The sequence below is a fragment of the Pseudoalteromonas sp. genome, from assembly GCF_041629635.1.
GTDB lineage: Bacteria > Pseudomonadota > Gammaproteobacteria > Enterobacterales > Alteromonadaceae > Pseudoalteromonas.
This window is the reverse complement of record NZ_JBFKMX010000050.1, coordinates 1-25418: the sequence shown is the minus strand read 5'-3', so window position 1 is coordinate 25418 and position 25418 is coordinate 1. Positions and strand designations below refer to the sequence as shown.

Sequence of the window (25418 nt, the reverse complement as noted above, 5' to 3'; positions counted from 1 at the left end):
GCGACTTCTGGGTTTGGATCAACCATGGCAGCAACAACACGGCTAACACCTGCCTTAATTAGGCCTTCAGCACATGGCGGTGTGCGGCCATAGTGCGAACAAGGCTCAAGCGTAACATACGCGGTTGCGCCTTTGGCATTGTAACCTGCCATTTTCAGCGCATGCACCTCAGCATGAGGGCCACCCGCTTGAATATGAAATCCCTCTCCAATGATTTGGTCATCTTTTACAATCACACACCCCACATTAGGGTTTGGTGTTGTGGTAAAACGACCTTGCTTGGCCAGTTCGATAGCACGTGACATAAAAAAATGGTCACGTTCAGAAAAACGACTATCTAACATCTAATTATTCACCCAAACGCGCAATTTCTTCACCAAACTCTTTAATATCTTCAAATGAGCGGTATACGGAAGCAAAACGCACATAGGCCACTTTATCGAGTTTTTTTAGAGCTTCCATAATAAATTCGCCGACCGTTTTGCTGGCAACTTCACGCTCACCTGTCGCACGCAGTTGTGATTTTATTTGATGCACTACTTCTTCTACTTGTTCAGTGCTAACAGGGCGTTTTTCAAGTGCACGGCGTAAACCATTGCGAAGTTTGTCTTCATTAAAGGGCTCGCGGCTGCCATCTTGCTTAATTACATGGGGCATCACCAGTTCTGCGCCCTCAAACGTAGTAAAACGTTCGTGACATTCATTGCATTCGCGACGACGACGAACTTGATGACCACCACCCACTAAACGCGAGTCTATTACCTTAGTGTCATTAGCTGTACAAAATGGACAATGCATAAACAATTCCCGAAATAAAAAAGGCCGCAAAAAAGCGGCCTTATCATAACATGTTAACTATGAGAAAACATTATGCGTAAACAGGGTGTTTCGCACAAATTGCTTTAACTTTCTCACGAACTTCGTCTTGTACTTTAGTATCTTCGATGTTGTCTAGTACATCACAGATCCAGCCAGTTAACTCTTTTGCTTCTGCTTCTTTAAAACCACGACGCGTGATAGCAGGTGAACCAATACGTAGACCAGACGTTACGAATGGTGAACGTGGGTCGTTAGGTACAGAGTTTTTGTTAACTGTGATGTAAGCATTGCCTAGTGCTGCGTCAGCATCTTTACCAGTAATATCTTTGTTGATTAAATCAAGTAAGAATAAGTGGTTGTCTGTTTTACCAGAAACAACGTCGTAACCGCGTGCTTTGAATACTTCAACCATTGCTTGAGCATTTTTAACAACTTGTTGTTGGTAATCTTTAAACTCAGGTTGTAATGCTTCTTTGAACGCAACCGCTTTAGCAGCGATAACGTGACATAAAGGACCACCTTGGCCACCAGGGAATACCGCAGAGTTTAACTTTTTGTAAATCTCTTCGTCGCCACAGTTAGACACAATTAGACCACCACGAGGACCCGCTAATGTTTTGTGTGTTGTTGTTGTAACAACGTGTGCAAATGGTACTGGGCTTGGGTAAACACCAGCAGCAACAAGACCTGCAACGTGTGCCATATCAACTAGTAGATAAGCGCCTACTTTATCTGCAATTTCACGGAACTTAGCCCAATCAACAATACCTGAGTATGCTGAGAAACCACCGATGATCATTTTTGGTTTGTGTTCTAGTGCCAGCGCTTCAACTTGTGCGTAGTCGATTTCGCCAGTTTCTTCATTTAGGCCGTACTGAACAGCGTTGTACGTTTTACCTGAGAAGTTCACGTGTGAACCGTGAGTTAGGTGACCGCCGTGTGCAAGGCTCATACCTAAAACTGTGTCGCCAGGCTGAAGTAACGCTTGGAATACCGCTGCGTTCGCTTGTGAACCCGCATGAGGTTGTACGTTTGCGTAGTCAGTGCCAAATAATTCGTTTGCGCGATCAATTGCTAATTGCTCAACAACATCAACGTGCTCACAACCACCGTAGTAACGCTTGTAAGGGTAACCTTCCGCGTATTTGTTAGTTAACTGAGAACCTTGTGCTTCAAGTACACGCGGGCTACAGTAGTTTTCAGACGCGATAAGTTCGATGTGCTCTTCTTGACGCTGCTTTTCTTTTTCCATTGCGCCAAATAGTTCTGGATCAAAATCCGAGATATTCATGCTACGTTCTAACATGGTTACTCCTAAATAGAAGATGGTTGTGGGATAAAGGGCGTATTGTACGCTTAAAAAGCGCCCTTGCCTACTTTGTCTATGTGAAGTTATTTAAACAGGGATTGAAAAATTTTCACAGTGTATTTTTAATGATATTTTTAAATCGAAAGATAAGTAATTAAAATGAAAAACCAAAATAGCATTAAAATTTATTATCTAACTACCAGTGTTTGCCTAATGAGACAAAAAAACTCGACTCGCCATCATCCGTCAGACCAAAACCCAATGCTGCCGGACCAAAACGCGTATCAGTGCCAACAAACACACTGCTTGCAAAAATAAGCTCAGATAAGTCCACACTTTGATGAATATCCCAAACATTACCTGCCTCCGCACTAATACCAAGATAAAGTGGCATACTGGTCATATTTAGCATATCGCGGCCAAGATCATATTGATAAATAGCCGCACCAAAAGCTTTTTTCGGACCATTAAGCACATTTTTACCGTAACCAGATAAATTGAGAAAGCCACCTAACAGCTCGGTATTAACAGTCACCTCACCTTCTGATTCATAGCTGGCAAATGAAGTTGTACCAACGAATGCATGGTGTTTGATTGAAAATGCACCACGCCAATCTAATTTGTATTTAGAGCTATAACGTCCACTGATAGGATCCAACCTTTCATCATAGGTTTCGTTAAAACGGGCATATAAAAGTCTTAAACGTGCGCCTTCAGTAGGAAAACTAATACTATCAAGCGTGTCATACATTAAACTGGTATAGAATCCGCTTTGATTAAAGTCAAACGATTCATTTACAATTGACTTTTGTTCGAGTTCGCCAAGATCTTTTACCATGCCAAACTCTAATCGCCATAAGTTGTTAAAATTGTAACCGATAGCCCACATGCCACGTAGATAGTTTTTCTCGAGATCAAAATAGGCTTGACTGACCGTTTGTAGTTTATAGCGATCCTTAATAAAAGAGACTCGTGCACGAGCATAATAATCATCTTCAGCATTTAATGGTTGATAAAATTCTGTTGCTAAATATTCTTCAAACCCCAGCGATATTTCATTCCGCCATAATCCACCATATTCATTTATACCTTTACGGGTATATGCCATATCAATTGAAAGTACCGAATTCACAGTGACATCACTTTGATAATTCGCACCAAAATCTAAATAATTTGGCCCCCATGATTTACCTACCGTTTTTAAAACTAGCACTCGTCCTTGCTCGGTATCTCTAAATTCAGTTTCAACCCGCTCGAACTCATTGAGTGCATAGACGCGATTAACAGCTAGTTGAATATCATGTTCTGAGGGAGTGTTGCCCGGCTTGATTGCGAAGTGCTTTAAAATCAGCTGATTGTTTACATTTGATATATTATTTAAAGAAATCGCTAAAATAGGATTAGAAATTGGATTAAACCACTGCTTACTTTTTTGTTTTTTATCTGAGACATAACACTCAAAATCTTGCTTTGAAGAGGCTATCACTTTAAAACGAGTATCAACTTTTTTGGCAGCTGCAATGCCGCGTACCACTGACTCCGCTAAATCTGCCCAATCAGTGGTGCTCAAATCATCAATGTCAGGGCGAATATAAATATCCTTTTCGGTCAATAAGCGTTTTTGCCATTGTGTTGAAGCGTTAGTCAAAATAGTTGAGAGCTGACCAAGCACTTCAATCATGGAAGTAAAGTCATTTGAACTTGCTAGAGAAGCGCCAATATCCACTGCAATGACAATATCCGCGCCCATTTTTTTCACCACATCAATAGGTAAATTATTTGCAATACCACCATCCACTAGCAATCGCCCATCGATTTCTGTCGGTTGCACCGCACCTGGAACTGAGGCCGATGCTTGCATCGCTTCTACAATACTACCAGAACCAATAATAACGGCCTCGCTCGTCGACAAATCGGTGGCTACCGCTCGATATGGGATAGCGAGCTGATCGTAATCTTCAAATAAGTGTACATTACGAGTTGAGTTTCGCAGTAAACGGCTGACACTTTGTCCAACTAATAATCCAGTAGAAGCTTTAAGTGAACCATTTTGAATGCCAAGATTGAGCTGCAAGTTATATTTGTCACGCAATGTTTTATCGCGATAGCGCAATGTCTGCCTTGGAATATCATCTGAGTAACCCTGACCCCAGTCTTCATCGAGCATAAACGATTCTATTTCGTCAGCCGAATAACCGAGTGCATACATACCACCAACATACGCGCCAATACTGGTGCCTGCAATATAATCAATTTTTACATTATTTTGCTCTAATACCTTAAGCACGCCAATATGTGCACCGCCTTTTGCACCACCACCGCCAAGCACTAAGCCAATTTTAGGCTTAGAATTAGCACATAAGGGTAAACTTAAGATCAGCATTGGAATCAATAGGAAAACTGGAATTTTTCGAACAGCCAACATAGTTAAGCAATTTTTATATTTTTTTTAATACCTTACCTTAACCTAATAGAATGTCATTTAAAATACATCGCGACATTGAATGCCCCCATTTATCGCACTACAATATGCAGCAATTAAATTACTAGAATCACTATAGGATTATTCATGCCTTTACCGGATAAGTTTATCTACACGATGCACCGTGTAAGTAAAGTAGTGCCGCCAAAGCGTACTATTTTAAAAGATATCTCGCTTTCATTTTTCCCTGGCGCAAAAATTGGTGTGCTTGGTTTAAACGGTGCGGGTAAATCTACCTTGCTTCGTATTATGGCTGGTGTTGACACCGAGTTTGAAGGTGAAGCTCGCGCGTTTCCTGATACAAAAATTGGTTACCTGCCGCAAGAACCAGTATTGGACGAAAACAAAACAGTACGTGAAACAGTTGAAGAAGCCGTTTCTGAAGTTAAAAACGCCCTTGCGCGTTTAGACGAAGTTTACGCTGAATACGCAATGGACGGTGCTGATTTTGATGCGCTCGCAAAAGAGCAAGGTGAACTTGAAGCAATTATTCAAGCGCACGATGGTCACAACCTAGATAACGCACTAGAGCGTGCTGCCGATGCCCTTCGTTTACCAGAGTGGGATACACCAATTAAAGTACTTTCAGGTGGTGAGCGTCGCCGTGTGGCAATTTGTCGTTTATTACTTGAAAAGCCTGACATGCTATTACTCGACGAACCAACTAACCACTTAGATGCAGAATCAGTGGCATGGTTAGAGCGTTTCTTACACGATTACGAAGGCACTGTTGTGGCGATTACCCACGACCGTTATTTCCTAGATAACGTTGCCGGTTGGATTTTAGAGCTAGACCGCGGTGAAGGTATTCCTTGGGAAGGTAACTACTCATCATGGCTTGAACAAAAAGATGCGCGTTTGAAGCAAGAAGAAAAAGCGGAAAAAGCACGTCAGAAATCAATTGCTCAAGAGCTTGAGTGGGTTCGTTCAAATCCGAAAGGCCGTCAGGCTAAATCAAAAGCGCGTATGGCACAATTCTCAGAACTACAGCAGTCTGATTATCAAAAGCGTAACGAAACTAACGAACTATTTATTCCACCGGGTCCACGCCTAGGTGACAAAGTACTTGAAGTGAGCAATATCAAAAAAGGCTACGGTGACCGTGTGCTAATCGATGATTTAAGCTTCTCAGTACCAAAAGGCGCTATCGTTGGTATTATCGGTGCTAACGGTGCAGGTAAATCAACCTTATTCCGTATGCTTAGCGGTCAAGAAACGCCAGATGCAGGTAACTTTGAACTTGGTGAGACAGTTGAACTAGCAACAGTTGATCAGTTCCGTGACGATTTAGACGGTTCAAAAACAGTATTCCAAGAACTTTCTGAAGGCCAAGATGTACTGAAAATTGGTAACTTTGAAATTGCCAGTCGTGCTTATGTATCGCGCTTTAATTTCAAAGGCAATGATCAACAGAAATACGTTAAAGACTTATCAGGTGGTGAGCGTAACCGTCTTCACTTAGCTAAGCTTCTAAAAGCTGGCGGTAACATGATCTTACTCGATGAGCCTACCAATGACCTCGACGTTGAAACACTTCGTGCTCTTGAGAATGCCATTTTAGAATTCCCAGGCTGCGTAATGTGTATCTCGCACGACCGTTGGTTCCTTGACCGTATTGCTACGCACATTCTTGATTACCGTGATGAAGGCCAAGTAAACTTCTTCGAAGGTAACTACACAGAATACGAAGCATGGCTTAAGAAAACGCTTGGCGCAGAAGCTGCGCAACCTAAGCGTATTAAGTACAAGAAAATCGGTTAATAGGTTTTCACGCAATACAAAAGGCCCGCGCATTTGCGGGCTTTTTTAATGAGACAAACAATTAATGTTTTAGCAAAGATATTTGCACCGTAAATCACATAACCCTGTCGTGCCACTTGGCAAGAAATACTAATAAACACAACTCGCTTAGTTTCTTTTGATAACAATAAACATCAAAGTCTTGCTAACGAGCCGATTCCTTATAAAATTTATCCCCGCAATTGCTCCTTTTCCCAGCTAAGGATAATTTTGAAGTGATATATGACAACTAACAATAAATCCAAGCAACTCAAGTTAATAAGGAAGCTAGGGCTAAAACTAAGCGAATTTTCTCTTTTATCGCCTTAGATAAACCAGCTGTGTCGATACAATGAAAATCTTACGTAAATGAGAGCATAGTTATTCTAATTCATTGCGGACAGCCTTTGGTTTTTCAATACATTCAGCCACTTGTTAAATAATGACTTTTACATCGCACAGAAAAGCTCATAATTTGCACGCAATATTTACGCTTATCAGCATGAAAATATTTAATATTTTTTAGGGATCAGCTATGCTTTATTGATGACGATAAGGAGCGTAGCTAATGCAAGAAAGACGACAGTTCACCCGTATTATTTATCGCACCCCTGCCACCTTAATTTTTCAAGGTGTTGAGTACCGTGCAGAGCTTTTGGACCTATCGCTAAAAGGTGCACTGATTAAAAAACCTGAAAACTGGCCCAATGCATGTGATCTTGCGAAAAGTGCAACGTTAGCGTTTCAATTGTCAAACAGTAACATTGTAATTGAGATGTTAGTATCGCTAGCGCATGTTGAAAGTGTTCAATTAGGCTTGCGCTGTGAACAAATTGAAATTGACAGCGTGACCCACTTAAAACGCCTTATCGAATTAAACATGGGAGATGAAGAAGAGCTTTATCGCGAGCTTGAACATTTATCTGTGCCACAAGACTAACTGCCTCAGTATGCGTGAAACGTTTAATTAGTCTACGCATACTACTTTTTTGGAGTATGACAATAATGATAATGGATTCACTAGCGGGCTTCGTTCCGTTTTTGCTTTATTTTGCAATTGGTTATCTATTAATTCTTGGCTTTATTTTTATCTATACACTGGTTACCCCACACTGTGAATGGACCTTAATGAAGCAAAATAACCGCACAGCTGCAGTTGCCTTTGCTGGTGCGTTTTTAGGTTTTACCCTACCCGTTGCCAGTGCCGCTATAAATTCTGTATCAATTATTGATTTTGCGATTTGGGGTGTTATTGCCTGCGTAATGCAGCTAATCACCTTTTTTGCTGTTAAGATTTATATGCCTAAAATTACTGAGCGCATTAATAAAGATGAAATCAGCGCTGGTATCTTTTTAGCCGTTGCTTCGCTTGCAACTGGAATTTTAAATGCCGCCTGTATGACTTACTAGGAGGCACCATGAAGCGAACTAGTAAACTCAAACTCACACTTATGCTCGGTGCTGGTTTTGGATTGACCGGCTGTGGCGAAAGCGATGAATCCGCGCTTTTATTCAAAGATGTTGATGACTGCGAACAATGGGGCGTTGAACGTTTTGAATGTGAAGTGCAATATCAAGAAGCGCTTGCTAATCACCTAGTTGAAGCACCAAAATACACATCCGAATCTAACTGTGAAAGTGACTTCGGCTTTGACCAATGCGAACGTGATAACAACAGTATTTGGCGGCCAATTATGGCTGGTTTTATGATTGGCCTTGTCGCTGAAGCAGTTGATGAGGCACTGGATTACGCGAAAAAGAAAAAACGTAAAAAATATGCCTACTTTGGCGGTAGTTCTTATGGTGGCAGTAAGCCGCTGTACCGCTCAAAAGATGACTTTTTTAACTTTCGCAATAGCAATAACCAACTGATCGGCTCGATTAACAACCGTGGCACAGTTATGGTTAAAAAATCGAAAGTAAAATTTACCTCTAAACCTAAATCGGTGTCGCGTTCTCGCGGAGGATTCGGTAGCCGCGCTTCTTCACGGAGCTACGGCGGTTAATGTTTCGCCGTAATACACCTATTCGGCCTGATCTAAAACAGCAGGCCGAATACTTTGGCTTTGAATTTTCGACGATTGATGGCGAAGTCTACTGGGATGAATCTGCTTATTATCAGTTTACCTTGGCGCAAATCGAAAACGATATTGAAGATCCAACCAATGAACTTGAGCAAATGTGCTTACAAGCCGTCGAAAAGGTAATTAACGATGAATATTGGTTAACACAATTTGCCATTCCTGAAGACTTTTGGTCATTAATAAAGCGCAGCTGGCAGCAAAAAGAACCAAGCCTATATGGCCGCATGGATTTTTCTTACCATGGTAAGAGCTCTGCAAAACTGTTGGAATATAATGCCGACACGCCAACTTCAATTTATGAAGCTGCGTTTTTCCAATGGATGTGGTTAGAGCAACAAGTTGACCGAGCTGTACTGCCTCGTCAGGCTGATCAATTTAACAGCATTCAAGAACGCTTAATTACCCGCTTTAGCGAACTCAATTTAAAACATCAGCTAAGTTTTTGCTATTCAGAGGGGTCGCTCGAAGATAAAGGCACCGTTAGTTATCTTCAAGATTGCGCTTATCAAGCAGGTATCGCAACAGCACGCTTTCCAATTGAAGAAATTGGGGTTGATAATAAAGGGCAATTACTTGATCCCGAAGATACGCCAATCAATCACTTATTTAAGCTCTACCCTTGGGAAGACTTGTTTAAGGACGAGTTTGCCAAACACATAATAACGACCCATACCCGCTTTATTGAGCCTGAGTGGAAAGCGATTCTTTCGAACAAAGCCTTACTGCCGCTACTGTGGCAAATGTTTCCTAATCATCCCAACTTATTACCAGCCTATTTTGCAAATAATGTCGGTGGTGGTTTAGATAATGGTTATGTGCAAAAACCGATTTTTGGCCGTGAAGGCGCTAACATCACTTGGCATCACCCAACCAAAGGTCGGGTACACAGTGAGGGTTGCTACGGTGAAGAAGGCTATATTGTGCAAGCACTTGCACCACTGCCTGTATTTGATGGCAATCATACCTTAATCGGCAGTTGGTTGGTAAATCATCAAAGTTGCGGCTTAACTATTCGCGAAGATAGTTCGCCAATCACGCAAGATACTTCTCGATTTATACCTCACATCATTCTAGATTGAATTTGATTGATAATAGTTATCATTTTTATTGACTTAAAAATATAAGCAATATACTCTTACTTCCATAAAGCCTTTGCAGGAAATAACCATGGAAGTTTTATTGATTGCTTTTTCATTTGTGACGGTAGTCATAGCAATGTCGTGTTATTGCAAAAGTAACCAGTGTGCTGAAAGTGTGCGACTTGATAGTAATAGCCCTATCGGCCTTTATTGGTTATTAGCGGTGGTATCTTCGGCGCTTGCGTTATTTACAGCGGTAACAGCACTGGGCGTTTATGAGGGCACACTTGCTTGGTTATCCATTCATACGCTTATTTTAGTGCCGATACTATTGTTCTCCCCGTTCAATCTCTCACAAGATGACAGTCAATAAAAATAGCGCCATAAGGCGCTATTTTTTGTATTCGATTGATGAGTTCAGTATTTACTCTTGAAAGTAAGTGCCCCATCCATCGTATTCCACACCAGCTTTTGCAGCGAGGTCGATAAGTTTATCAACATCTTCAAGAATAAGTTCTGCATCTAGTTCGCACTCAACTACAACATCAAAACCCCAAATTTTGCTGCCATCTTCTAATTCAAGTTCAGCTGGGTCTTCAACATCAAAACCAAGTTTAAAAGCAGCAAGTGCCGCTTCTTCTAACTTATCAAAATCTTCACATACAAAGTGGTGTTCTACTTCATATAGTTTGTCTGGATTTGAGCCATCTTCTAATAATGACTCAACAATATCTTCACTAATTTCGCGCCAGTTTTCCACAATCGCTCTCTACTTTAGCATCTAGCTGTTCAATCTTATTTTGCATCATAGCATGGATTCGTTTGGCATGCTCTCTTGCTGGTACATCCTTATCTAATGAGATTGGATCAAGCAACTCAACAAAAATAGTCGGATTTGACCACCGATTTAATTTAATACGACCAGTTGTGGTGCTCATACACACCGGAACCACTTCCACTTCAGCTTGCATTGCAGTATGAAACGCGCCCGTTTTAAACGGCAATAGTCCTCGGCCATAACTGCGTGTGCCTTCCGGAAATAACCAAACTGAAATTTTATCGTTTTTGATTTTTGATGCTGCTTTATCAATCGTGCCTTTGGCTTTAGATTTGTTATTACGGTCAATTAAAATATTTCCCGAGAGCCAATAAAGCTGGCCAAAAAACGGAATAAAACGAATGCTTTTTTTGCCAATGCTTACGGTATTCTCTGGTACCGCATTGGTTACGGTGAATAAGTCATAATTATTTTGATGATTCGAAACAAACACGTATGACTTTTCTTTGTCTAAATTATCAAGTCCTTTGATATCTATTTTTGCACCCAAAAGTACATGCATACTGCCGTACCAAGAAGCAAAACGGTGTACATGGTTTCGGTTGAATGGCATGACTAAACACAATAGCAAACCAAAAATCGCACTGAAAAAGATAAAAATCGCAAGCAGTACTAAGCGAACAGCAAATATCAAAATAACATCTCCAATAACTAAGCGCGCCATTATACGAATTTTAGCTAACATGTGTAAGCTAAAAAACACAGTTTATAAAAAAACCAGTCCCTAATTGAGACTGGTTTTCGCTATTTTAACGTTTTTCGACGCTTTTCGGCACTAAGCTTTGTTACTACTCTCCGGTATTTTCCGGATCAATAGTCTCGTCGATCAGTTCTTGTGCGGTGGTAAACTCAACTTCCATTAAGTCCACACGCTGTAAACCACGCGGTAACTTATTCCCGCGTCTGCCACGCTCACCATAGTAATGCTCAAGATCACTCGGTTTAAGTGTGAGTTTACGCTTACCAGCATGTAAAGTAACAGATGCGCCATCAGGCACAATACCCAGCACTTTAACAAACTCTTCACGCGCCTTAACGCGGGCACTAGGAATAGAGATAATCTTATTACCTTTACCTTTGCCTAGTTTTGGTAAATCACGAATTGGGAAGATAAGCATGCGCCCTTCATTCGAGATTGCTAAACAGCGATCAGATGTAATGTCTTGAATTGGTTGCGGCGTCAGTAAAAGCGAAGCTTCTGGAATACTTACCAGAGCTTTACCATTTTTATTTTTACTGACTAAATCATTAAATTCAGCAATAAAGCCATAACCCGCATCGGATGCCATTAAGAAGTTTGCTTTTTCTTCACCCATCACAACGTGCTCAAGGTTAGCGCCTGGGGCAAGGTTAAAGCGGCCTGTCATAGGTTCGCCTTGGCTTCGTGCCGAAGGTAAACTATGGGTTTCAGTTGCAAAAGCACGGCCTGAGCTATCTAAGAACACACTCGGCTGATTGCTGCGACCTTTGGCTAGCGACTTAAAGCTATCGCCTGCTCTATAGCTTAAGCCCTCTGCATCAATATCATGGCCTTTAGCAAAACGTGCCCAGCCTTTTTCAGAAAGTACCACTGTTACACTTTCTGATGGCATTAAGTCTTTTTCGCTTAGTGCTTTTGCTTCGTCACGCTCAACCACAGGTGAGCGACGCTCATCACCATAAAGCTCAGCGGCTTCTTGAATTTCTTTTTTCAGTAAGGTCGACATGCGACGTTCTGAACCAAGTGTTAATTCAAGCTTATCGCGCTCTTTAGCAAGCTCATCTTGCTCACCGCGAATTTTCATTTCTTCTAATTTAGCAAGATGGCGAAGTTTAAGTTCTAAAATTGCTTCTGCTTGGGTTTCAGTAATACCAAAACGCGCCATTAGTACTGGCTTTGGCTCATCTTCCGTGCGGATGATTTCAATCACTTCGTCGATATTTAAAAAGGCAATAAGCAAGCCTTCTAAAATATGTAAACGCGCCAACACTTTATCTAGACGGTATTGTAAACGGCGACGCACTGTTTCGCGTCTAAATACTAACCACTCAGATAAAATTGTTTTTAAATCTTTAACTTGCGGGCGGCCATTTAAACCAAGCATGTTTAAGTTAACACGGTAACTGCGTTCAAGATCTGTAGTTGCAAACAAGTGCGCCATTAGTGGCTCAGCTTTAATGCGATTAGAGCGTGGTACAATTACGATACGTGTTGGGTTTTCATGGTCTGATTCATCACGTAAATCAGCTACCATTGGCAGTTTTTTCGCGCGCATTTGCGCTGCGATTTGCTCAAGCACTTTCGCACCCGAACATTGATGTGGTAAAGCCGTAATAACAATATCACCCTGCTCTTCGGTATACACCGCGCGCATTTTGATAGAGCCTTTACCAGTTTGATACATTTTGCGAATTTCAGCCTTCGGCGTGATAATTTCTGCATCAGTCGGATAATCAGGGGCAATTACCATATCTAAAATGGTTTCAAGTTCCGTTTTGGGCTGATCTAACAGCGTACAACAGGCATTTGCGACTTCACGCACATTGTGCGGTGGGATGTCTGTTGCCATACCTACAGCAATACCGGTTATACCGTTCAGTAAAATATGCGGTAATCGTGCAGGTAATACTTCAGGCTCTTTCATAGTGCCATCGAAGTTAGGGATCCAATCAACTGTGCCTTGACCAAGCTCTTTAAGCAAAACTTCTGAGAACTTTGATAAACGCGCTTCGGTATAACGCATTGCAGCAAATGATTTAGGGTCATCCGCAGCACCCCAGTTTCCTTGACCATCCACCAGCGGGTAGCGGTAAGAAAACGGCTGCGCCATCAATACCATGGCTTCGTAACACGCACTATCACCATGAGGGTGGTATTTACCGAGTACATCACCCACGGTACGGGCTGATTTTTTATATTTAGCTGCTGCTGATAAGCCTAGTTCACTCATCGCATACACAATTCGACGCTGTACTGGTTTTAAACCGTCGCCAATATGTGGCAGTGCACGGTCTTTAATTACATACATCGAGTAATTTAAGTAGGCGCTTTGCGTAAACTGCGCCATTGTTTGTTGTTCTATCCCTTGCATTGCGAGGGTATCGAGATCTGACATGCTCGTTTACCTAAATTTTTTTATGCTTGTTATGAGTTCCACGAATCCGCTTGGTCACCACTGGTTTCTAGCCATTCACGACGATCGCCTGAGCGCTTTTTGGCAAGTAACATATCCATTACTTCTAGCGTGTCTTCATCGCCTGCTAAGCTTAATTGCACTAAGCGACGGGTATTTGGATCCATTGTCGTCTCACGCAGCTGAATTGGGTTCATTTCACCCAAACCTTTAAAGCGTTGTACATTGACCTTGCCGCGTTTTTTCTCCGCTTCAATACGGTCTAAGATGCCGACTTTTTCATCTTCATCAAGGGCATAGTAAACCTCTTTACCTACATCGATACGATAAAGTGGCGGCATTGCTACATACACATGACCTTGCTCAACCAAAATAGGGAAATGCTTTACAAACAGCGCACACAATAGTGTTGCAATGTGCAGTCCGTCAGAATCCGCATCCGCTAAAATACAAATCTTGTGATAACGTAAATTTGATAAGTCGCTTGAATCTGGGTCCATACCAATCGCCACCGAAATATCATGTACTTCTTGTGACGCAAGAATTTGTCCTGATTCCACTTCCCAGGTATTAAGAATTTTACCGCGCAGTGGCATCACCGCTTGGAATTCTCGGTCGCGGGCTTGTTTTGCCGAACCACCGGCAGAGTCACCCTCTACTAAAAAGAGTTCACTGCGTTCACTTTCTTGCGTACTACAATCGGTCAATTTACCCGGTAAAGCTGGGCCTGAGGTGACTTTTTTACGCACCACTTTTTTCGCAGCACGCATACGTTTTTGTGCGTTGCTAATACAAATTTCAGCAAGTAATTCGGCAATATCAGTGTGTTCATTTAGCCATAAACTAAATGAGTCTTTCACGACACCAGAGACAAATGCAGAGGTTGAACGCGACGATAGTTTTTCTTTGGTTTGACCCGCAAATTGCGGGTCTTGCATTTTCACAGACAATACATAGCTACAGCGATCCCAAATATCATCTGGGGTTAATTTAACACCGCGAGGCAATAAATTACGGAATTCACAAAATTCACGCATCGCTTCTAGTAGGCCTTGACGTAATCCGTTTACATGAGTACCACCTTGTGCCGTCGGAATTAGGTTTACATAACTTTCAGAAACCCCTTCACCACCTTCTGGTAACCATAACACAGCCCAATCAGCACCTTCGGTGGAGCCAGCAAATTCCCCCGTAAATGGCTGCTTAGGCAATACTTCATATTCTTTTAATGCATCTGCTAAATAGTCTTTTAAACCATCTTCAAAGAACCATTCAATCGTTTCTTTGCTTTGCTTATTAACAAATCGAATGCGTAATCCAGGACACAGAACCGCTTTTGCTTTTAATAAATGCTTTAGCTTGCTAAGTGAGAAATTGGCAGAATCAAAGTAACTAGCATCAGGCCAAAAATGAACAGAAGTACCTGTGTTGCGCTTACCCACAGTACCGACTTCGCTCAAGTCTTGCACTTTATCGCCATTTTCAAAGGCAATTTCATACACTTTGGCATCACGACGAACAGTAACCAGCACGCGTGTTGATAAGGCATTTACAACCGAGATACCTACCCCGTGCAAACCACCCGAAAATTGGTAGTTTTTATTTGAAAACTTACCACCTGCGTGCAGTTTAGTAAGAATAAGTTCTACCCCTGGAATACCCTCTTCTGGGTGAATATCAATCGGCATACCACGGCCATCATCGATTACTTCCAGTGAATTATCTTCATGGAGAATGACATCAATCTTAGATGCATGCCCCGCTAAAGCTTCATCCACACTGTTATCGATAACTTCTTGACCAAGGTGGTTAGGACGGGTGGTGTCGGTATACATGCCAGGGCGGCGTTTTACCGGTTCAAGTCCATTTAATACCTCAATGGCTTCTGCATTGTAATCTTGTGTCGTCATGAAATGCGGTTCTTTTTATATTAATTATCTTTGGTGACCTAGTTTCCCTTGTGGGTAAAAACTTCTAGGTTTTAGCGCGTTTTTTAAAGTTATAACTGTTTTACGATATTTTCAGGAAATCTACAATATCTGGGAAATAACGTTCGAACCCAATAAAACTGTGATCGCCAGCAAATTCAATACGCTGACGGCAGTTTTTATAATAATCGACCGCCTGTGAAAAATCTAATACTTCATCGCCCATCTGCTGTAAAAGTAAAATCAACTCAGGCTGGGACAAGTTGGCAATGTAAAACTGCTTTAACTGATCAACATGACGTTCAGTCACATCGTAATAATAATCTTGATACGGGTTGTACTGCGTACCTAGGTAATCATGCATTAGGTCAAATGGTGCAACAGCCGGATTAACAACCACCGCTGGCAGTTGATAGCGCTCGGATAAAATAGTTGCAAAGTATCCGCCCAATGAACTGCCTATTAATTTTGTATTAGGTGTTATTAACGCTTCGAGCGTCAGCAAAATTTCTCGCGGTTCGTGGTTTAGTTTTGGTACTAAATACTCAACATCATGATGTTTCGCTAAATACTGACCAAATTGTTGTGCTTTAAATGATTCTGGTGAGCTATTAAAACCATGAATGTAAATTACGCGTTGTTTAGCCATACGACCTGTGTGCTTAAACTGCCATTTTGTTGTAATCGTATCACACGAAACGCCGGACCTAAGTCAACTTGCTGCCAATCGGGGGTATTTTTCTCAAACTGAATTGATGTGGCAGGCGTTGCAAATACAGCAAAACCGTCAAATAACCAGCTGTATTCATTGTGCACATGACCATGAACAAGGCCTTTCACATGACTATGACGTGATAGCAAACTAAGCAGCTCATCGCCATTTTCTAAGATGTGTTTGTCGAGATAACCATTAATGGCAATGGGGTGATGATGTGTAAACACTAACGTAAATTTTTCGCTATTGTTAAGCTCAGATGCTATTTCAGTAAAGTGCGTTTCATTAATAAGTCCCGCGGGTGTTGGCCCTTTGGAATTTGCCAATAACACTTGCCAATAAGCATTTTGCAACAACTTGCAACTGACAATACCATACTGTGTAAACACACGGTTATAGACATCAAGTTCATCATGATTGCCCGGCAGCCAAAAAAACTTGTCAGCAAGCCCCGCATCCACCACAAGTTGCGCGAATAAGTGATACGATTCTTCGCTGTGATCTTGCGTTAAATCACCGCCAAAAATAATCGCATCACAGTCAATAAACTTTATACGCTCAAGAGTTTTACGAAGATAATTTGCCGTATTAACATTAAAATATTCACCTTCGTGATTCGCAAAAACATGGCTATCGGTGATATGAATAAGTGTTAATTGGTTATTCTCAATCTGCGCTTTTTGTTCAAACCACGCCATGATCGGTATCCCAATGAAATGTACTTCTGCCTTGGTTGATACAGTATTCCAACCAATCTTTTAAAAACGCATTAATTTGATATTTCTCATCTTTTTGGTGCATATCTGGGTTGGGGTAACCATATGCAGGTTTGACACGTTTTGGATAATATTTACATACTACTTCAGCAACTTTTGCATCATGATACACACGCACATTTAAGTCTGGACGTGTAAACCCAATCACTTGATTGTCAGTCTGCTTTAAAGACACTAAATTTGTATAAGGCGACGCTTCTAACACGGTTAAGGTAAATTCAAAACCGCCAACTAATACTTTATTTACAGCCCCTTTATCATTTTGTTTTGGCAACAGGCAGTTTATGCGCGCGTAATTTTGCTCACATAATCGAATATATTTCGGTAAATTTTGTCGATAAGCCTGTGCTAACACGTATGATACTTCTCTCTTATTGCTTCAATATTCAGTTTAAGCCATTGCAAACAAATCACAGTTGCTGCGTTATCCATTTCACCTTCATCAAGTAGCTGAAACGCCTGTTTAACCGGTAAAACATGCACTTTAATATCTTCACCTTCATCAGGCACACCAAAAAGCCCACCAGCTTGCGATAAATCCGCTTCAGCATAATATAAGTATAAACGCTCAGAGGTACCACCGGGGCTTGAAAGGTACGATAACATAAACTCAAGATTACTAAGCTCAATACCCGACTCTTCTTTTGCTTCTTTTTTTACTACGCTTTCGTAATCGTTACTGCCATCTGTCATCCCGGCAATCACTTCCAATAGCCATGGAGACTTCTTGTCACTCAGTGCACCAATACGGATTTGCTCAATAAGTAATACCGCATCCAATTTTGGGTCATAGGGTAAGACCGCAACCGCATCGCCACGTTCAAAAATTTCACGAACAACAATTTCGGACTGGCCGCCAGCAAATAACGCATGACGAAAATGGTATTCGTCTATTTTGAAGAAACCGTTAAATGTACGTTTTTTAGCGACTATTTCTACATCTGATTGGTTGAATTTTGTAATTTTGGCCATATTAAACGACTTAATTAGTTTAAAATCTATTCGATAATCTATCGATTTTTCGGTATTTTAGCTTAATAAGTCAATAAAACGAATTTTTCATATTCTGTTACACTTGAATGCTTTGTTTTACTGTATTGTTTTTCTAATCAATAAAAAAACACGCTAAGATGCTTACAAAAATTGTCTGGGGATGACAACCACTATGAAGAAGAAACTATTATCTGCGCTTGTTGCATTAACATGTAGCTTTTCAGTAACGCATGCAAATGCAGAAGACTTAATGCAAGTATACGAAATCGCACTTGCTAATGACCCTGTGGTATTAAAAGCGAAAGCAACACGCGACGCACAAGAATACAGCACTGATATCGCAATGGCTCGTTTACTACCGCAAATCGGTGCAACAATGGGTTATGAAAAAACAGACGGTGATCTGGGTGACTCAGATGTATTTAGTCGCGGTATTAGATTAGATCAAGACCTATTCAATTTAGGCTCTTGGAAATCACTAAACATTGCAGAAAAGCAAGCATTACAAGCAGATGCAAGCTACCAACTAGCGCAGCAAAATCTAATTGTTCGTGTTTCAAATGCATACTTTAACGTGCTTGCACGTCAAGACGACTTAGAATTCGTTCGCGCAGAAAAACGTGCAATTGAACGCCAGCTTGAGCAAACAAAACAGCGCCATGCAGTTGGTCTTACTGCAATTACTGATGTACATGAAGCACAAGCTCAGTACGATAACGCTGTAGCACGTGAAATTGTTGCAATTAACGATGTTGAAACAGCGCGTGAAGAACTTGGTGAAATCACGGGTAAATATCACGAAAAGCTAAATGCACTTAACACAAATAAATTTTCAACAGTTAAACCAGCACGTAAGAGTGCTGAATTTGTTGAGTCTGCAAAAGAAAATAATATTTCACTGCAAGTATCTCGCGTATCTGTGGACATTGCGAAAGAGCAAATTGAACAAGCAAAAGCAGGACACTATCCAAAGCTGACTCTGTCGGCTTCTTATGGTGATAGCCTTGGCGAAACAGGCCCTCGGTTGGACCAAACTAAAGTAGGCTTAGATTTCTCTGTGCCAATTTACCAAGGTGGTGGTACACAAGCTGCGGTAAACCAAGCGACTGAATATTTTGTTGCTGCTAGCCAAGAATTTGAAAGTGCATACCGTAATGTAAACAAGCAAGTACGTACATCTTACAACCAAGTAGTATCAGATATCGCGACTTATCGTGCACTTGAGCAAGCTGTTGTATCTGCAGAAAGCGCACTGCAAGCAACAGAAGCTGGTTTTGAAGTGGGTACACGTACTATTGTTGACGTATTACTCAGTACTCGTAACTTATACGATGCAAGCCGTAACTTATCAGCGGTTCGTTACCGTTATGTAGTATCAACTCTTGGCTTAAAGCTTGCTGAAGGTACACTGTCTCGCAGTGATATTGAAGCAATTAACCGCGGTTTAAACTAACCTCGGTAATGTAATTTTTCGTGGGAATAAATCTATTCCCACGTTTTCCTTTCTTTTTGATATACTCGCGCTAATTTTTTACTTTTTGCAAATGATATTGTGATCACTAAAGCGCCTTTTTCATACTCTTTTCTCGCTCCTAAATATTGGCTCACTTGGTTAAGTGTACTTATTCTCTATTTGCTTTCGTGGTTACCATACAAGCTACAAATCGGCCTTGGTAAATTACTGGGTCGTTTAGTTTATCGTTTTGTCAAAAAGCGCCGCAAAATTGCCGAGGTCAACATTGCATTGGCATTTCCTGAATTAGATAAAACGGCACAAGCCAAACTTGTAAAAGAAAACCTAGAAAATACCGGTATTGCTATTTTTGAATCAGGTATGGCTTGGTGGTGGCCACAGTGGCGCGCTAACAAGCACTTTGGTGGCATTACTGGTTACCATCATATTGAAAATGCGATTAACCGTGGCAAAGGTGTTCTGATGTTAGTGCCACATATGATGCACCTCGAAGTTGCAGGTCGTATGATGGGCATTCAAAATACCGGTGTGGGCTTTTATCGCCCGCATAATAACCCGTTAATGGAATACATCATTGTTAATGGTCGCCTGCGCTTTAGTGAAGCGTTAGTAACCAAACGTGATGTAAAAAGCTTATTAAAAGCCCTTAGCAAACACAAACTTTGTTACTACTTGCCGGATCAAGACTATGGCCGAAAACGTTCTGAATTTGTGCCATTTTTTGCAGTAGAAGAAACCTGCACCACAACAGGTACCCTAATTTTTGCCAGCAGTAAAAACAGTGAAACAGTCGCACTTTCAACTTACCGTAAAGACGGAAAGTACTTTTTAGATGTCAGCCCTATTTTCGAAAACTTCCCAACGGGCAATGATATTGATGACGTTACCCGTGTAAACAAAGCAATGGAAGACGCGATTCGTAAAGCACCTGAGCAGTATTTGTGGTTGCACCGCCGTTTTAAAACACAAAAAGACCCTAATGCGACATCTTATTACAAGTAATCGTCAATTTAATTCTGCCCAAATAAATAATGTGTTTACCACCTATTTGGGCTCACACCTTTTGCATTAATCGTTAGTTTTTCTATCATTTCTGCTCGCCAGAACAGCTATTACTCGCATTACTATAAAAATACGAAATTAGTATTATGCAAATTACTAATAGGTTAAAGCTATTATTGACTTGCTTTATTTTTAAACATTGTGAGTGCTGCTGTGTGGTTTTGGCTTAAACATTTATCTCTTGGTATTATCTTAATTGCAGCTGCACTGTATCTACTTCTTGGTAAAGGGCCGGTATTCACTTCTGATACCAAATCAAACCCTGCTGCACAAGGCCTCACAAACTTTTATAATAGTTTTCGCAGTACACTTAACTCGATGACAGAACGTGAAAAATACGTAATTTTATTAGATGAACCAGAAACTTCATTAGCTGAGCAGTTAAAACAACGCACCATTTCCAATAAAACCCCAGCAAGTTGGCGTGGGCAAATTAAAGCACGTCGCTTTGACAAAGGGGATACCTTAAAAGAAGTACTTTCACAATTTGCTGAGCAAGAAGGTATTGAGTTTTTATGGTATCTCGATAAAGACTACATCATTAAAGACAACTTCCGAGTCGACGAAACGTTTATCACCACTCTTTACCAAGTATCAAAAGCCATCGACAGTGATTTTGAAAATGATGTCTTTGGCTTCTTTTGTTATAAACATGGTACTGCGGTAATAACCGAAAATCCTACCCGATATGTGCGTGATAACTGTGTAAAAGCAACACTTTAACACAGTTATCACTTACCATAAACTCACGCTAAGTACTTTTGCCAAATAGCAATTATTGCTTGAGTTTTTTCTTGAACAGATGCCACGCTAACAAGTTTAGCCTCTTGGCGTAAACTTACTTGATGGTATAACTCGCGTAGCTCACAATAAGCTGATGTAAGCGACAACTTTTCATTTTGCTCAATTAAACCAAGTTCCGCTGCGCGCTCAAAAATACGAATGTTATCCGAATACTCAGAGATCAACGGCTGTTGATGGGCATTTGCTAGTACAAAATATTGGGCTAAAAATTCAATATCAGCCATGCCACCTAGCCCCTGTTTAATATCAAAACGTACGTCATCCCCTTTCATCAGGTGATCGCGCATTTTTTGTCTCATATTAACAACGTCATCTTTTAGCTTTTGTTGTTCACGTGTCAGCGACAAGACTTCTTTTCGAATGGATTTAAAACGTTCTTGTAATTGAGTTTGACCATAGGTCATTCTGGCACGTACTAAGGCCTGATGCTCCCAAGTCCAAGCTTGTTTCAGTTGATACTCTCGATAAGTCTCAATATTAATTGCTAATAAGCCAGACGCTCCTTCTGGGCGTAAACGGGTATCAAGCTCATAAAGAATGCCTGAAGCTGTGCGTGTATTAAATAAATGCAGCAAACGCTGAGCAAGCTTTAAATAAAACTGGCGAGCATCAATTTGCTTGTCGCCATTGGTTTGACCATTACCGTCACTATTATGCACAAAAACTAAATCAAGGTCTGAATCATAACCTAGCTCAATGCCACCAGCTTTGCCATAAGCTATCACTGCAAAGCCCTTTTCATCGTCATTTGCAGCAGGCGGATAACCAAAACGTTCTACCATTTGCTGCCATGCTAGGTTAACGCACTGACTTACAATGGCTTCTGAAAGCGCTGTTAAGTGGTCACTTACTTTCATAACATCAAGCACACCTGTGGCATCAGCTGCCGCAATTTTTAATTGATGTGTTTGTTTAAATTGACGTAATGCTTCCATTTGCATTTCAAGGTCATTTTCGTCAATTCTTAAGAAATACTGACGGATTTCTTGTTCATAACCACTGAGTGGCAGCGTGCGATAAAGCTGAGCTGGATCGATTAATTCATCCAGCAAAATTGGATAGCAGGCTAAATGATCGCCAATCCATTTACTATGCGCACACAGTTTAAAAAGTTGATTAAGAGCCCCTGGGTTTTCTAGCAATAATTCTAGATAGGCAGTACGTGAAATTACCTTCTCAATTACAGCTAAAACACGTTTCAAAATGCTTGGCTGACAGCCGCATTTATCCGCTTGCTGCAATAATTTAGGCATAAGTTTATCAAGCACATCACGGCCGCGACCGCCTAGTTTACGTTTACTGCCAAGCACTTTGAAATCATGCAAAACACTATAAAAATCTGTATTTCCAGCAAATAATTGGTGCGATGAAATCACCTCAATACTGGGTTTTTCCCAAAGTAATTCATAGCGCGAGTCAACTTCTTGCTCATCATCATCTTCTGAACCAATCATGGCGTTAAATTCAGTATGAATAATTGCCATTTGTGCATTTATCTCGGCGGTGGTATCAGCATATTGCTGCTTACCTAGTAAGGCACTTAAGCGTTGCTGGCCAAGCTCATCTTGCGGCAAGGTTTGTGTTTGCTTATCATCAAATTGCTGTAAATATTGTTCAATGCGGCGTAAAAATAAATAACCATCGGTCAGTGTAGCGGCAACATCTTCTGGTACTTCGTTAAGCTCTGCAAGTGCTTCTAGTGCACTGCAAAACGATTGCACTTGTAGACTTGGCTCACGGCCACCTCGAATCATTTGAAGCGCTTGCACCACAAATTCTGCTTCACGGATACCACCAGCGCCAAGCTTAATATTTTCCGTTAACCCTTTGCGTCTCACATCTTGAGCAATCAACGCTTTCATTTTTCTAAGTGATTCAATCACCGAAAAATCAATATACTTGCGATATACAAACGGCCTTAAAAGGTCATAAAATTGCTGCCAATAGGATGATTCACTTCCCAATAACCTCGCCTTCAACATGGCGTAGCGCTCCCAGTCGCGGCCCTGCTCTTGGTAATACTCTTCCATGGCGTTAAAGCTCATAACTAAAGGACCACTGTCACCAAATGGCCGCAAACGCATATCCACTCGGAATACTTTTCCTTCAGGCGTTACTTGATTAAGTGCCGCAATGGTTTTTTGTGCAACCTTAGTAAAGAAAACCTGTGCCTCGCACGACTTTCGCCCGCCTTGTGTTTCAACTTGGTAGGGATAGGTAAAGATCAAATCAATATCAGATGAATAATTCAGTTCAAACCCGCCAAGTTTACCCATGCCGAGGATCAACATAGGCATTGCTAGCCCGTCACTATCGATGGGGTTTCCCCAAACACTCGCTACTTGCGCATAGGCCCAGCGATAGGCTGAATCAATCAGGGTTTCACTTAACTGAGAGGTATAACTGATGCTGTCGCGAATATCGTTACCATCAACCAAGTCTAAGTAGGCTAATTTAAGCCAGTATAAGTTGCGGTATTCTCTTAAGGCTTGAAAAGCAGCACCTTCATCAATTCTCTCAAGTGATTGTTGAAAAACCTCTGGAGTATGTCGCGTTGCAAGCCAAGTTTGATCTTGTAAGTAATTAATAAAGTTTGGGTGCTGCTCTAAAATACGAAAAGCAAAGTCACTTAATGACAATAGCGTGACAATTTTAGCATCTACCTTGTCTTCACCAAACAGATCAGCAAAACGCTGCTGCCCGAGCTGTTGTAAACCTTGTGCTAACTCCATAACTTACTTACACTCTTAACAATTAATTTTTCATGCTAGGTTAGTATCTTAGCAAAAAAGAACGCTATTTTTATGTCTTATATCACGCTCTCGAACGATCTTTTAGTCGCATTTGCCATTACCGGCTTATTAGTATTATTAGTGCTTATGGTGGTAAAGAAGCAATTACGCGCTTCAAGCTCTGACCACGACTTAATGAATGAACTCGCCAAGAAAGACAACTTTGCGATGGGCATCAGTTATGCGTCATCAATTTTCAGTATTATTTTAGTGGTGGGGTTTATCGCAAGAGAATTTAACCTTGCCCAGTGGCAAGAAAGCCTACCTCATTTTGCCTTAGCACTAGCATTAGCATTGAGCTTTATCTGGTTAGGTAAGTGGATCCATAACAAACTTATTTTGGCTGACTTCAATGAAGCTAGAGCAATTGAAAAACGAAATATGTGCGCCGCGTTAATAGATACAGGCGTATTACTGGCAAATTCAATCGTGGTATTAGGTTTATACAAATGGTCAAAAGCAACGAATTTAAATACCTTCCTTACCGATATTATTGCATTTAGTGCGATTCAAATTGTTATTTTACTGCACACTCGTTGGCAAGAACGAGCCTTTTCAGCAACCAACCAAGGTGCATCACTGCAAACCTATTTTGCCTATGATAACACCTCGCTGGGGCTTCGCTTTGCTGCCCGTATGATTGCATTATCACTGGCGATATTTGCTGCATTGTCGAGCATTGAGTTTATTCCAGGCAACTTTATCGACAACATCATTATGATTTTGCTAAATGTAGTTGTATTTGTCGCACTGCATCAGATTACAGCCTTCTTGGTACTAAAATTAGCGCTACCAAAAGTGCAAACCAATATAGAGGTTGAGCAGCAAGATAATATCGGCATTGCAAATATTGAACTCGCTGTGCACTTAGCTATTGGGATTTTGCTTATTCGCTTATTCTCAATTTAGCCTTGTTCTGCTTTCCAAAGCGAAAAATTCGCATAGGGATAATCGGCGCCAGCCTGCATGACACTTGCAAGTAATGTGTAGGCGCCAACCCAAGCTTCTTTTGTTTGTACAGTGAAATCTGCGCCTAAGCCTTGCTCTAGTGTCCAAAGCAGCGCTTCAGCAACGGGCTGGTAGTCAGGCATCGAGACGCCATAGGCAATATGGCGTCGTCCTAATTGCCACACAGCCATTTCTAACTTATCAAGTTGCTTAAGCCCTCGCACCACAGTAGTTAAAATAGTAGCCAGTTTCTTGCCCTGTTCTTCAACATCCCCCTTAAACAGTGGCTTTAAGTAAGGTGCAATAGCAAACAAACGTTGGTAAAAGATGGTGGTTGCGTCACTGGCAATGGGTACAATTTTTTCCCAAGACGATTGCACGAGTTCGATTTGTTGTGGCGTCATAGCATTATTATTTTGTTTT

At 41.1% G+C, this 25418-nt stretch carries 24 protein-coding genes; 10 read left to right on the top strand and 14 right to left on the bottom strand.

Features of this window, described 5'->3' with window-relative positions; all coding sequences use genetic code 11:
• From ribD to ABYD77_RS09180, 4 genes are all read right to left on the bottom strand, one after another.
• Nucleotides 1-344 (bottom strand): bifunctional diaminohydroxyphosphoribosylaminopyrimidine deaminase/5-amino-6-(5-phosphoribosylamino)uracil reductase RibD (gene ribD, locus ABYD77_RS09195; RefSeq protein ID WP_372769141.1); only part of this gene is annotated, 344 nt, incomplete at its 3' end.
• A 4-nt stretch (nt 345-348) separates the two neighbouring features.
• The gene (gene nrdR / locus ABYD77_RS09190) at nt 349-798 is read right to left on the bottom strand and encodes a transcriptional regulator NrdR (RefSeq protein WP_038642469.1); all 450 of its coding nucleotides are present in this window, start codon (nt 796-798) and stop codon (nt 349-351) included.
• Between the two features lie 70 nt (nt 799-868).
• A complete protein-coding gene (gene glyA, locus ABYD77_RS09185) occupies nt 869-2125 on the bottom strand; it encodes a serine hydroxymethyltransferase (RefSeq protein WP_372769139.1) in 1257 nt (418 codons plus the stop codon).
• A gap of 199 nt (nt 2126-2324) precedes the next feature.
• The gene (locus tag ABYD77_RS09180; protein ID WP_372769137.1) at nt 2325-4511 is read right to left on the bottom strand and encodes a patatin-like phospholipase family protein; all 2187 of its coding nucleotides are present in this window, start codon (nt 4509-4511) and stop codon (nt 2325-2327) included.
• Between the two features lie 186 nt (nt 4512-4697).
• Here ABYD77_RS09180 and ettA point away from each other — a divergent pair, with 186 nt between their 5' ends.
• From ettA to ABYD77_RS09150, 6 genes are all read left to right on the top strand, one after another.
• Nucleotides 4698-6371 (top strand): energy-dependent translational throttle protein EttA, encoded by a 1674-nt coding sequence (gene ettA, locus ABYD77_RS09175; RefSeq protein WP_372769135.1) that lies wholly within the window; start codon nt 4698-4700, stop codon nt 6369-6371.
• A gap of 586 nt (nt 6372-6957) precedes the next feature.
• A complete protein-coding gene (locus ABYD77_RS09170) occupies nt 6958-7329 on the top strand; it encodes a PilZ domain-containing protein (protein ID WP_372769133.1) in 372 nt (123 codons plus the stop codon).
• A 71-nt stretch (nt 7330-7400) separates the two neighbouring features.
• Complete coding sequence (locus ABYD77_RS09165) at nt 7401-7799, top strand: DUF350 domain-containing protein (RefSeq protein ID WP_372769131.1); 399 nt, start codon at nt 7401-7403, stop codon at nt 7797-7799.
• An 8-nt stretch (nt 7800-7807) separates the two neighbouring features.
• Nucleotides 7808-8395, top strand: a complete 588-nt coding sequence (locus tag ABYD77_RS09160) for a DUF1190 domain-containing protein (protein ID WP_372769129.1) — start codon at nt 7808-7810, stop codon at nt 8393-8395.
• Nucleotides 8395-9552, top strand: coding sequence for a glutathionylspermidine synthase family protein (locus ABYD77_RS09155; protein WP_372769127.1), 1158 nt, complete (start codon nt 8395-8397; stop codon nt 9550-9552). Before ABYD77_RS09160 ends, ABYD77_RS09155 begins: the two co-directional genes overlap by 1 nt.
• An 88-nt stretch (nt 9553-9640) precedes the next feature.
• Nucleotides 9641-9925, top strand: coding sequence for a hypothetical protein (locus ABYD77_RS09150; protein ID WP_372769125.1), 285 nt, complete (start codon nt 9641-9643; stop codon nt 9923-9925).
• Nucleotides 9926-9976: 51 nt separating this feature from the next.
• Here ABYD77_RS09150 and rraB read toward each other — a convergent pair whose 3' ends face one another.
• The 8 genes from rraB to nudF form a co-directional block, all read right to left on the bottom strand.
• Nucleotides 9977-10312: a ribonuclease E inhibitor RraB gene (gene rraB, locus ABYD77_RS09145; protein ID WP_010561698.1), complete on the bottom strand. Its 336-nt coding sequence runs from the start codon at nt 10310-10312 to the stop codon at nt 9977-9979.
• Nucleotides 10290-11075, bottom strand: coding sequence for a 1-acylglycerol-3-phosphate O-acyltransferase (locus ABYD77_RS09140; protein ID WP_372769123.1), 786 nt, complete (start codon nt 11073-11075; stop codon nt 10290-10292). Before ABYD77_RS09140 ends, rraB begins: the two co-directional genes overlap by 23 nt.
• Before the next feature lie 103 nt (nt 11076-11178).
• Complete coding sequence (parC, locus tag ABYD77_RS09135) at nt 11179-13485, bottom strand: DNA topoisomerase IV subunit A (RefSeq protein ID WP_372769121.1); 2307 nt, start codon at nt 13483-13485, stop codon at nt 11179-11181.
• A 29-nt stretch (nt 13486-13514) separates the two neighbouring features.
• A complete protein-coding gene (gene parE, locus ABYD77_RS09130) occupies nt 13515-15413 on the bottom strand; it encodes a DNA topoisomerase IV subunit B (protein ID WP_372769120.1) in 1899 nt (632 codons plus the stop codon).
• Between the two features lie 100 nt (nt 15414-15513).
• The gene (locus tag ABYD77_RS09125) at nt 15514-16080 is read right to left on the bottom strand and encodes a YqiA/YcfP family alpha/beta fold hydrolase (RefSeq protein WP_372769118.1); all 567 of its coding nucleotides are present in this window, start codon (nt 16078-16080) and stop codon (nt 15514-15516) included.
• A complete protein-coding gene (locus ABYD77_RS09120; RefSeq protein ID WP_372769116.1) occupies nt 16062-16844 on the bottom strand; it encodes a metallophosphoesterase in 783 nt (260 codons plus the stop codon). Before ABYD77_RS09120 ends, ABYD77_RS09125 begins: the two co-directional genes overlap by 19 nt.
• On the bottom strand, nt 16831-17277 hold the full coding sequence (locus ABYD77_RS09115; RefSeq protein WP_372769114.1) for a DUF1249 domain-containing protein: 447 nt from the start codon (nt 17275-17277) through the stop codon (nt 16831-16833). The genes ABYD77_RS09120 and ABYD77_RS09115 overlap by 14 nt, the downstream gene beginning before the upstream one ends.
• Complete coding sequence (nudF, locus tag ABYD77_RS09110) at nt 17271-17894, bottom strand: ADP-ribose diphosphatase (protein ID WP_372769112.1); 624 nt, start codon at nt 17892-17894, stop codon at nt 17271-17273. Before nudF ends, ABYD77_RS09115 begins: the two co-directional genes overlap by 7 nt.
• A gap of 193 nt (nt 17895-18087) precedes the next feature.
• Between nudF and tolC the strand changes: the two genes are divergently transcribed.
• The 3 genes from tolC (at nt 18088) to ABYD77_RS09095 (ending at nt 21174) form a co-directional block, all read left to right on the top strand.
• The gene (tolC, locus tag ABYD77_RS09105) at nt 18088-19368 is read left to right on the top strand and encodes an outer membrane channel protein TolC (RefSeq protein ID WP_372769110.1); all 1281 of its coding nucleotides are present in this window, start codon (nt 18088-18090) and stop codon (nt 19366-19368) included.
• A 99-nt stretch (nt 19369-19467) separates the two neighbouring features.
• On the top strand, nt 19468-20391 hold the full coding sequence (lpxL, locus tag ABYD77_RS09100) for an LpxL/LpxP family Kdo(2)-lipid IV(A) lauroyl/palmitoleoyl acyltransferase (RefSeq protein WP_372769108.1): 924 nt from the start codon (nt 19468-19470) through the stop codon (nt 20389-20391).
• Nucleotides 20392-20604: 213 nt separating this feature from the next.
• The gene (locus ABYD77_RS09095) at nt 20605-21174 is read left to right on the top strand and encodes a TcpQ domain-containing protein (protein ID WP_372769106.1); all 570 of its coding nucleotides are present in this window, start codon (nt 20605-20607) and stop codon (nt 21172-21174) included.
• A gap of 23 nt (nt 21175-21197) precedes the next feature.
• On the opposite strand, the gene glnE is transcribed toward ABYD77_RS09095, so the two are convergent.
• Nucleotides 21198-23987, bottom strand: coding sequence for a bifunctional [glutamate--ammonia ligase]-adenylyl-L-tyrosine phosphorylase/[glutamate--ammonia-ligase] adenylyltransferase (gene glnE / locus ABYD77_RS09090; protein WP_372769104.1), 2790 nt, complete (start codon nt 23985-23987; stop codon nt 21198-21200).
• A 72-nt stretch (nt 23988-24059) separates the two neighbouring features.
• On the opposite strand from glnE, the gene ABYD77_RS09085 reads away from it, so the two are divergent.
• On the top strand, nt 24060-24956 hold the full coding sequence (locus tag ABYD77_RS09085; protein ID WP_372769102.1) for a hypothetical protein: 897 nt from the start codon (nt 24060-24062) through the stop codon (nt 24954-24956).
• On the opposite strand, the gene ABYD77_RS09080 is transcribed toward ABYD77_RS09085, so the two are convergent.
• Nucleotides 24953-25418 (bottom strand): globin family protein (locus ABYD77_RS09080; protein WP_372769100.1); only part of this gene is annotated, 466 nt, incomplete at its 5' end. The genes ABYD77_RS09085 and ABYD77_RS09080 overlap by 4 nt on opposite strands.

What these genes read in the sequence shown, in the direction of transcription:
- tolC (WP_372769110.1), top strand. Translation starts at nt 18,088, where the DNA reads ATGAAGAAGAAACTATTATCTGCGCTTGTTGCATTAACATGTAGCTTT.
- ABYD77_RS09160 (WP_372769129.1), top strand. Translation starts at nt 7,808, where the DNA reads ATGAAGCGAACTAGTAAACTCAAACTCACACTTATGCTCGGTGCTGGT.
- ettA (WP_372769135.1), top strand. Translation starts at nt 4,698, where the DNA reads ATGCCTTTACCGGATAAGTTTATCTACACGATGCACCGTGTAAGTAAA.
- nudF (WP_372769112.1), bottom strand. Translation starts at nt 17,894, where the DNA reads ATGGCCAAAATTACAAAATTCAACCAATCAGATGTAGAAATAGTCGCT.
- ABYD77_RS09140 (WP_372769123.1), bottom strand. Translation starts at nt 11,075, where the DNA reads ATGTTAGCTAAAATTCGTATAATGGCGCGCTTAGTTATTGGAGATGTT.
- parC (WP_372769121.1), bottom strand. Translation starts at nt 13,485, where the DNA reads ATGTCAGATCTCGATACCCTCGCAATGCAAGGGATAGAACAACAAACA.
- glnE (WP_372769104.1), bottom strand. Translation starts at nt 23,987, where the DNA reads ATGGAGTTAGCACAAGGTTTACAACAGCTCGGGCAGCAGCGTTTTGCT.
- ABYD77_RS09170 (WP_372769133.1), top strand. Translation starts at nt 6,958, where the DNA reads ATGCAAGAAAGACGACAGTTCACCCGTATTATTTATCGCACCCCTGCC.
- nrdR (WP_038642469.1), bottom strand. Translation starts at nt 798, where the DNA reads ATGCATTGTCCATTTTGTACAGCTAATGACACTAAGGTAATAGACTCG.
- parE (WP_372769120.1), bottom strand. Translation starts at nt 15,413, where the DNA reads ATGACGACACAAGATTACAATGCAGAAGCCATTGAGGTATTAAATGGA.
- ABYD77_RS09150 (WP_372769125.1), top strand. Translation starts at nt 9,641, where the DNA reads ATGGAAGTTTTATTGATTGCTTTTTCATTTGTGACGGTAGTCATAGCA.
- glyA (WP_372769139.1), bottom strand. Translation starts at nt 2,125, where the DNA reads ATGTTAGAACGTAGCATGAATATCTCGGATTTTGATCCAGAACTATTT.
- ABYD77_RS09125 (WP_372769118.1), bottom strand. Translation starts at nt 16,080, where the DNA reads ATGGCTAAACAACGCGTAATTTACATTCATGGTTTTAATAGCTCACCA.
- ABYD77_RS09180 (WP_372769137.1), bottom strand. Translation starts at nt 4,511, where the DNA reads ATGCTGATCTTAAGTTTACCCTTATGTGCTAATTCTAAGCCTAAAATT.
- ABYD77_RS09085 (WP_372769102.1), top strand. Translation starts at nt 24,060, where the DNA reads ATGTCTTATATCACGCTCTCGAACGATCTTTTAGTCGCATTTGCCATT.
- ABYD77_RS09165 (WP_372769131.1), top strand. Translation starts at nt 7,401, where the DNA reads ATGGATTCACTAGCGGGCTTCGTTCCGTTTTTGCTTTATTTTGCAATT.
- ABYD77_RS09120 (WP_372769116.1), bottom strand. Translation starts at nt 16,844, where the DNA reads ATGGCGTGGTTTGAACAAAAAGCGCAGATTGAGAATAACCAATTAACA.
- ABYD77_RS09155 (WP_372769127.1), top strand. Translation starts at nt 8,395, where the DNA reads ATGTTTCGCCGTAATACACCTATTCGGCCTGATCTAAAACAGCAGGCC.